This window comes from Kitasatospora sp. NPDC096140 (genome assembly GCF_040303045.1).
GTDB lineage: Bacteria > Actinomycetota > Actinomycetes > Streptomycetales > Streptomycetaceae > Kitasatospora.
This window is the reverse complement of record NZ_JBEOUW010000097.1, coordinates 1-7,132: the sequence shown is the minus strand read 5'-3', so window position 1 is coordinate 7,132 and position 7,132 is coordinate 1. Positions and strand designations below refer to the sequence as shown.

At 72.8% G+C, this 7,132-nt stretch carries 7 protein-coding genes; 1 reads left to right on the top strand and 6 read right to left on the bottom strand.

Features of this window, described 5'->3' with window-relative positions:
• The 4 genes from ABT048_RS41400 to ABT048_RS41385 form a co-directional block, all read right to left on the bottom strand.
• Positions 1-1,344, bottom strand: a 1,344-nt coding sequence (locus ABT048_RS41400) for a CHAP domain-containing protein (RefSeq protein WP_350526821.1), incomplete at its 3' end; no start/stop codon positions are given.
• A 91-nt stretch (positions 1,345-1,435) separates the two neighbouring features.
• The gene (locus tag ABT048_RS41395; RefSeq protein ID WP_350526820.1) at positions 1,436-1,891 is read right to left on the bottom strand and encodes a hypothetical protein; all 456 of its coding nucleotides are present in this window, start codon (positions 1,889-1,891) and stop codon (positions 1,436-1,438) included.
• Positions 1,892-2,692: 801 nt separating this feature from the next.
• Positions 2,693-3,103, bottom strand: a complete 411-nt coding sequence (locus tag ABT048_RS41390) for a PPOX class F420-dependent oxidoreductase (RefSeq protein WP_350526819.1) — start codon at positions 3,101-3,103, stop codon at positions 2,693-2,695.
• A gap of 72 nt (positions 3,104-3,175) precedes the next feature.
• On the bottom strand, positions 3,176-4,588 hold the full coding sequence (locus ABT048_RS41385; protein WP_502894143.1) for a D-alanyl-D-alanine carboxypeptidase family protein: 1,413 nt from the start codon (positions 4,586-4,588) through the stop codon (positions 3,176-3,178).
• 164 nt (positions 4,589-4,752) lie between these two features.
• Between ABT048_RS41385 and ABT048_RS41380 the strand changes: the two genes are divergently transcribed.
• The gene (locus tag ABT048_RS41380) at positions 4,753-4,950 is read left to right on the top strand and encodes a hypothetical protein (protein WP_350526818.1); all 198 of its coding nucleotides are present in this window, start codon (positions 4,753-4,755) and stop codon (positions 4,948-4,950) included.
• A 27-nt stretch (positions 4,951-4,977) separates the two neighbouring features.
• Here ABT048_RS41380 and ABT048_RS41375 read toward each other — a convergent pair whose 3' ends face one another.
• Positions 4,978-6,366 carry a serine/threonine-protein kinase gene (locus ABT048_RS41375; RefSeq protein ID WP_350526817.1) on the bottom strand — a complete coding sequence of 463 codons (1,389 nt, stop codon included), beginning with the start codon at positions 6,364-6,366 and terminating at the stop codon, positions 4,978-4,980.
• Positions 6,367-6,593: 227 nt separating this feature from the next.
• Positions 6,594-7,132, bottom strand: a 539-nt coding sequence (locus tag ABT048_RS41370; RefSeq protein WP_350526816.1) for a proprotein convertase P-domain-containing protein, incomplete at its 5' end; no start/stop codon positions are given.

The window sequence follows — 7,132 nt, the reverse complement described above, 5'->3', positions numbered from 1 at the left end:
GGTGTTGCGCTGGTTGTCGTAGACCTTGCCGTTGGCGAGGGTCTGGACGTGCATGGTGCCGTCGGTGAGGCCGGCGGCGGAGACGGCGGTGATCTGACCGCTGCCGTCCAGCAGTGCCGCACCGGTCCAGGTGCCGTTGGTGTTGCGCTGGTTGTCGTAGACCTTGCCGTTGGCGACGGTCTGGACGTGCATGGTGCCGTCGGTGAGGCCGGCAGCGGAGACGGCGGTGATCTGGCCGTTGTCGTCGAGGACGCTGGCTCCGGTCCAGTTGCCGTCCGGGTTGCGCTGGTTGTCGTAGACCTTGCCGTTGGCGAGGGTCTGGACGTGCATGGTGCCGTCGGCCAGACCGGCGGCGGAGACGGCGGTGATCTGACCGCTCCCGTCCAGGAGGGCTGCGCCGGTCCAACTTCCGTTGGTGTTGCGCTGGTTGTCGTAGACCTTGCCGTTGGCCAGGGTCTGGACGTGCATGGTTCCGTCGGCCAGACCGGTGGCCGAGACGGCGGTGATCTGGCCGCTCCCGTCGAGGAGGGCTGCGCCGGTCCAACTTCCGTTGGTGTTGCGCTGGTTGTCGTAGACCTTGCCGTTCGCGAGCGTCGTCACGTGGAAGGTGCCGTCCGGGAGCGCGGTCGTGGCCGTCTGCGTGATCTGACCGTTCCCGTCCAGCAGAGCCGCGTTCGACCAGCTGCCGTCCGGGTTGCGCTGGTTGTCGAAGACGGAACCGCCCTTCACCGTGTCCACCCGCATGACGGGTGAGTTCTGCTGCTGCTGCAACCCGACCGGGCTGGCATAGCCCTTGAGGTGCACGTTGTAGCCACCGCTGACCCATCCGACGGCGCCGACGGCGCCGGAGCCGTGGTTGCGTGAGACGATCCGGTGCTGGTTGCCCCCGATCCAGTCGATCGTTCCGTCGGAGTACACGGCGGTGACGATCGCGACGTGGTCGTAGTCCGTGCCACCGAAGGACTGCGGGTGGAAGAAGACCGCGTCGCCGATGTGCGGGGTCGGGGAGAGCCCCCCGTCGTACTTGTTGGCGTAGGTCTCGAAGCTGTTGGCGAGGTCGTTCAGCACGCCGAGGCCCTGCACGCCGTTCTGGGACCAGACCCATCCGGCGAAGTCGGCGCACCAGGCCTGCCCATTGCAGGAGTTGTGCTGTGCGCTGCCGGGGGCGTAGTAGCCGTTGCCCTCGTTGCCGCACTCTCCGCTGCCGAGCTGGCCGGCGGCCGTGCTGACGATTCCGCTTGCACTTCCGGCGTGGGCCACACCGGACGCGAGCATGCTCAGGCTTGCCACGGCCAGTGCGGTGGTGACACCGATCGATGCGAAGCGCTTGGCCATCTCGGACATGTCTGTCCCTTTCGGATTGATGGAGCTGAAGTGGAGGTGGAGAGGTCGAGGTGCTTCGGCCCGCTTTCGGCGTGGCGCCGAGCGGTACCGGTCAGCCCGCGGTGAGCGCGACGGACTGCGTGGCGGCTGCCAGTTGGGAGCCGTCGGCGCCGACGACGGAGAGGGACGTCCGCGACTGCTGCGGCCGCGAGCCGGCCGATACCGCGATCCGGTACCGGATCGTCAGGGAGCCGCCGGCCGGGACGGCATAGGAAGCGGCGGTCGGATCGACACCGATCGGGGCGGCACCCGTGTCGGTTGCCGAGTCCGGCAGCCAGGTGCCGGTCGCCGGGTCGAGGCGGGACAGGGTGCTCGTGATCCCCCGGCCGGAGAGCACGAGCGAGGGGGAGGCCGCGGCCAGCGCCTTGCCGGTGCGGTCGGTGAGGATCACGGAGAACTCGACGGGCGTCCCGCCGGTCTTCAACTCGGCTGGCAGCCCGCTGAACTGGGCATCGAGTCCGGTCTTCCTCGGAGGGTCGGCCGGTGCGGCGCCGTTGTCGGCGGGCATCGCCGGCGGTGGTGCGGGCGGTGCGGGCTTCGGTGCCGGGTCGGCGCCGGTCCGGGGGCCGGCCGGCAGGGAGCTCGGTGCGACGAACGCCGGCGCTGCGGGCAGAGCTGATGGAACATCAACTGCGCTGTCAGAGGCAGACGGTGGTGTCGGTGACGCCGGAGCGGTCGCCGACGGAGGCGCCGTGGTGGCGGCGTTCCCCGCCGGGGGGCCGGAGGCCGCCGCGGTGCCGTGTCCGGCCGGTGTGGCGGCGCACCCGCCGAGGCCGAGGGCAACGAATGTCATGCCCATGACTAACAGGGGGGCGGTTCTCCGGGTGGATTCGGGCATGACGGTTCTTCCTCGGGTCGGTGGAGGGGTGATCCGCGGCGGCTGGGCGTGCCGTGCCGTGTCGCGCGCGGAGCGGGGTGAACGTACCTGTGCCGCCGCATCCGGGGGAGCGTTCGGGGCGGCGCCCGGTGTGCGGCGTGCCCGCTGTGAAGCCCGGGCCCGAAGGCCCGGCGCCGCGGAGGTGCGGTCACATAGTCATCCGCAATCTGATCTGCTGTCAATCATTGATTGAAAATGCCGGTGCTGGAGTGACGGCATTTCGCCAACAAAATCCCGACAAATGGTGCCAAAAGTTGGGCTGCGTGACTCCGCCTCCGGCGTGAGGTTTCACTTTGTTGAACGGTCCGGAGATCCGCCCGCGGGCATGGCAAAGCACCGATCCGCCGGGTCGGTCGGATCGGTGCGATGGGGGAGTGGTCGGGTCGCGGTGATGAGGCCGGTGCCGTCAGGTGACGTCGTCAGGCGGTGTCGTCAGGCCAGGGTGATCCGGATGCCCACGGTGCCGCGCTCGCCGCGGCGCAGCCGGCTGCCGAGCAGGGTGAGCACGCCGAGCAGGCCGTACTTCTGACGCAGCAGGGTGCGGTAGGCGGCGGTGCGCTCGGGGCCGAGGATCTCGGCGGTCGCCGGGTACTGGTCACCGGTCGGCCGGCCCTTGACGTCGCACGGGCCGACCAGCACGTCGGCGCGGTTGCGGATCCGCTTGACCTTCCAGGAGTCCGCGACGGTCCAGATGCCGAGCGCCTCCCCGTCACGGACCACCCACACCGGGGTCGGCACGGTCGTGCCGTCCTTCTTGTACGTGGTGACGAGCAGGTAGCTCCCGGAGGAGAGCTGGACGATCCGGGCAAGCCGGTTTGAGGCGGAGGGGTCGGGCGTGGTCATGGCCGGAATTCTAGAGGGGATCGGCCGTCGGGCGTGCCGACCGGCCGTGGACCGCGCCGCAGGTCAGCGTCCTCAGCGCGGCCGGCGGGTGCGGCCGGTGTGCAGCAGCGCCCGGGCGCGGCGGGTCAGCCGCCGGTGGCCGCGGCCGCCGACGCCGGTGGCGCCGCCCACCGCGGTCGCGCCGCCGGTGCGGTGCGCCGCGCCGGCGCCGGCCGGGGCGTGGGCGGGTGCGGTGCGGCGGAGCGCGGCGGTGCGGACGCCGGCCCAGACGGCGAGGGCGGTGCCGAGGACGGCGGCCGTCCAGACGGCGGGGGCGGCACCGGGCCCGTCGCCGCCGATGACGGGCGGCTGGGCCCAGGGCGGCAGCTGGGAGGCGGCTGCGGCCTCCGGGGCCCCGGGGGCCTCCGAGGGACCCGCCGAGGCGCCTGCCGACGGGCCCGCCGACGCGGCCGGTGCGCCGGTGTCCTCGACGAGCTGCCCGACCGGCTGGACCTTCCCGAGCGCCCCGAACCCCCAGTCGAGCAGGGCGGCGGCCTCGTCGTAGACCTTGCCGTTCGCCTCGGGGTGCATCACCGTCACCAGCAGGGTGCGGCCGCCCCGTTCGGCGGCGCCGGTGAAGGTGGCGCCCGCGTTGGTGGTGTAGCCGTTCTTGACGCCGATCAGGCCCGGGTACTTGCCGAGCAGCTTGTCGGTGTTGGCGATGTCGAAGCTGGTGCGCTGGCCGGTGAGCGTGTCCAGCCCGCCGGGGAAGCGCGCGGTGCGGGTGGCGCAGTAGGAGCGGAAGTCGGCGTTGCGCAGCCCGGCGCGGGCGAAGAGGGTGAGGTCGTAGGCGGAGGAGACCTGGCCGTCCATGTCGTAGCCGTCGGGGGAGACCACCTTGGTGTCTCCGGCCTGCAGCGTTTCGGCGCGGGCCTGCATCTCGGCGACGGTCTGCTTGACGCCGCCGTTCATGTGGGCGAGGACGTGCACGGCGTCGTTGCCGGAGGCGAGGAAGACGCCCCGCCAGAGGTCCTCGACCCGGTACGACAGGTTCTCCTTGACGCCGACCAAGCTGCTGCCGGCGCCGACGTCGGCCAGTTCGGCCGGGGTGACCCGGTGTTCCAGCGAGCGGTCGAGCTTGGGCATCACGGTGTCCGCGAACAGCATCTTGAGCGTGCTGGCCGGGGGCAGTTGCAGATGGGCGTTGCGGGCGGCGAGCACCTCGCCCGTCCCGGCGTCGGCGACCAGCCAGGACCGGCCGCTCAGCTCGGACGGCAGCGCGGGCGCTCCGGCGAGCGGTGCGACCTGGACGTCCGGGCTGCCGAGCCGCTCCCCGCCGACGACGCCGACGAGGCCGGTGCCGCCGCCGCCGCGTATGAGGGCCGCGAGGGCCATCGGCGTGCCGGCGGCCAGAACCAGCACCGTGGCGGCGGCGCCGGCCGCGGCCCGGGTGACGTACGGGGGCTTCTGCTGCACACACTTGGGCTGCACATACTTGGGCTGCACACCGCGAACGTACCCGGGCCGCCGTCCGGCCGCCGTGCCTGCTGCTCCGTCCGGTGCCTTCTCCCGGCGCCCCCACCCGGCGCCCGCCGTGTGCGACTTTGGTGGTGCCGGGCCGCGCCGAAAGTCGGATGACCGGGCGGTGGCGGATTCCTAGGCTCGGGGGTATGAAGACCCTGCTCGGCTACCTCGGTTTCGTGCTGATCCTCGGCGGCGCCTCCGGCCTGCTGTCCGGTTGGCTCGGGGGTTTCCGGTTGTTCGGCTTCGTCCGCCTCCTGGTGCCGCACGGCCACGAGACCGCCGGGTACGCCGTCCTGCTGGCGCTCGGTGTCCTGCTGGCGATACCGGCCGCTCGCCGCGGCTGAGGCGGTGCCGGCGTCCCGGGGCCCGTCCTAGCTTCCCGCCGTCGGCCGGACGTCGACGGTGAGCGGGCCGCCGTCCCGCGGGTGCAGCGTGCAGTAGGCGAAGCGTTCGGCGCCCGAGAACCAGTCGGCCTGGGACGGGCCGAGCACCGCCCGGGCGAGGTGCTGCCCGGGGTGGGCGGACTCGGCGTCCAGGGCGACGCCGGTGCAGCCGGCGCCGAGCACGGCCAGGGCGGTGTTCCACTGCGACGCCGACGTCGGCCGGGTCATCGTGAGGACCTTGCCGACCTGCGCCTGGTGCGGTCGGCCGCAGTCGACCGCCTGCCAGCCGACGGGGGTGTTCAGGTTGACCTCCGCCGGGCCGACCGGGGCGGTGTAGTCGATGCAGTCACCGGGGTTGAGCTGCGCCGGACGCGCCGAGGCCGTCGGGTGGTTCGGGGTCCGGGCCGGGGCCGCGGAGTCGTCGGACGAGCCGAAGGGCGGGTCGGAGATCAGCCGCATCGCGATCATGGCGACCACCAGGACACCCGCGCTGAACAGGACGGCGTTCCTGGCCTGCTTCCTCTGCTTCGGGACGGGCCCCACGGTCTGCGGGGCCTTGCGACGCCCGTGACGCCCGGCCACCTTCCAGAGCTGCTCGGCGACCGCTGCGGCCCCGGCGGGGCGGCGCGCCGGGTCGCGCGCCAGCAGGGAGCCGATCAGCAGGTCGAGCTCCTTGGGCACGTCGGGCCGTTCGTCCCGCAGGCGCGGCGGAGGGGCGGGCTGCGCCCGGTCAGCTCGGCCGCGGACCGGCGGGTGCCCGACCAGCAGGGCGTACAGGGTGCCGCCGAGTGCGTACAGGTCGGCCCGGGCGTCGACGCTCCGGCCGACGTACTGCTCGGGGGCCATGTAGGCGAGGGTGCCGGCGGCGATGGTGTGGTCGGCTTGCTGCGGACCGTCCTGGGCGGGCTGCGGGCGCTCGTGCACGAGGCCGAAGTCCAGCAGCTTGACGCCGCCGTCCGCGGTGAGGAAGAGGTTGCTCGGCTTGACGTCCCGGTGGACGAGCCCGGACGCGTGGGCCGTCGCCAGCGCCTCGGCCACCCGGGCGCCGACCTCGGCGACCCAGCCCACGGTGACCGGGCCGTCGTCCGGGCGGGCCTCCAGCGAGCGGCCCTCCAGCAGCTCCATCACCAGGAAGGGCGCGTTCTCGAACTCGCCGAAGTCGTGGACCACGACGATCCCCGGGTGCTGCAGCCCGGCGGCCGCCCGGGCCTCGCGCAGGAAGCGCTCCCGGCCGTCCCCGGTGGTCCGGTGCAGCAGCTTCACCGCGACCCGCCGGTCGAGCAGCTGGTCCTGGGCCGCCCAGACCTCGCCCATGCCACCCGCGCCCATCGGGCGGTCCATGACGTACCGCCCCGCCACGATCGTGCCGCTCAGCACCGCGTCCGCCTTCCCATGAGTCCCGGAAGCACCACAGGCTAGGGCCACGCGCGGACGCTCCCGCCACGGGGGTTGACGTTCCGTCGTCGGCCGCTGCCGCCACCGGCGTCGGGCGCACACGATCGAGGGCGGTGTCGGAGCGGAACGCCCCGTGCTCCGCCGGCCGACGCGCAAGGGCGGCGGGCGGCGGAGCACGGGGGTCGGAACACGGGGGTCGGTCCGGTGGGTCAGAAGGTGAGGTTCCAGGCGTCGATCGTGCCGGTGTCGCCGGCCGCGCCGTCCTTCACCCGGAGCTTCCAGGTGCCGTTCGCCGTGCTCGCGGCGGCGTTGACGGTGTAGGTCTTGGCGACGTCGTCGGTGCTGTCGTTGTTCGGGAAGTCCTCCAGCAGGTAGACCGTGCCGTTGGGGGCAACGAGGGAGAGGACGAGGTCACCGCGGTAGGTGTGCTTGATGTCCACGCCGACCTTGAGCGTCGCGGGGGCGTTGCCGGTGACGCCGGTGACGGTGATCGGGCTCTCCACCGTGGTGTTGTCCGGGATCGCCACGTCGGTGGTGTTCTCGAAGTACGTGCCGGTGGGCGGGGTGGTGCCGCTGACCGCCTTCAGCGCGTCGACCTGGCCCTCGCCGAAGAAGGAGTTGACGGCGGTGGTGCCGGTGCAGCGGCTGTCCGACGTGGGGCAGGCCAGGTCGTTGGCCTGGCTCGCCAGCCGGGCCCGGATGTCGGCCGGGGTGAGCGTCGGGTCGGTGCTCGCGATCAGCGCGGCCA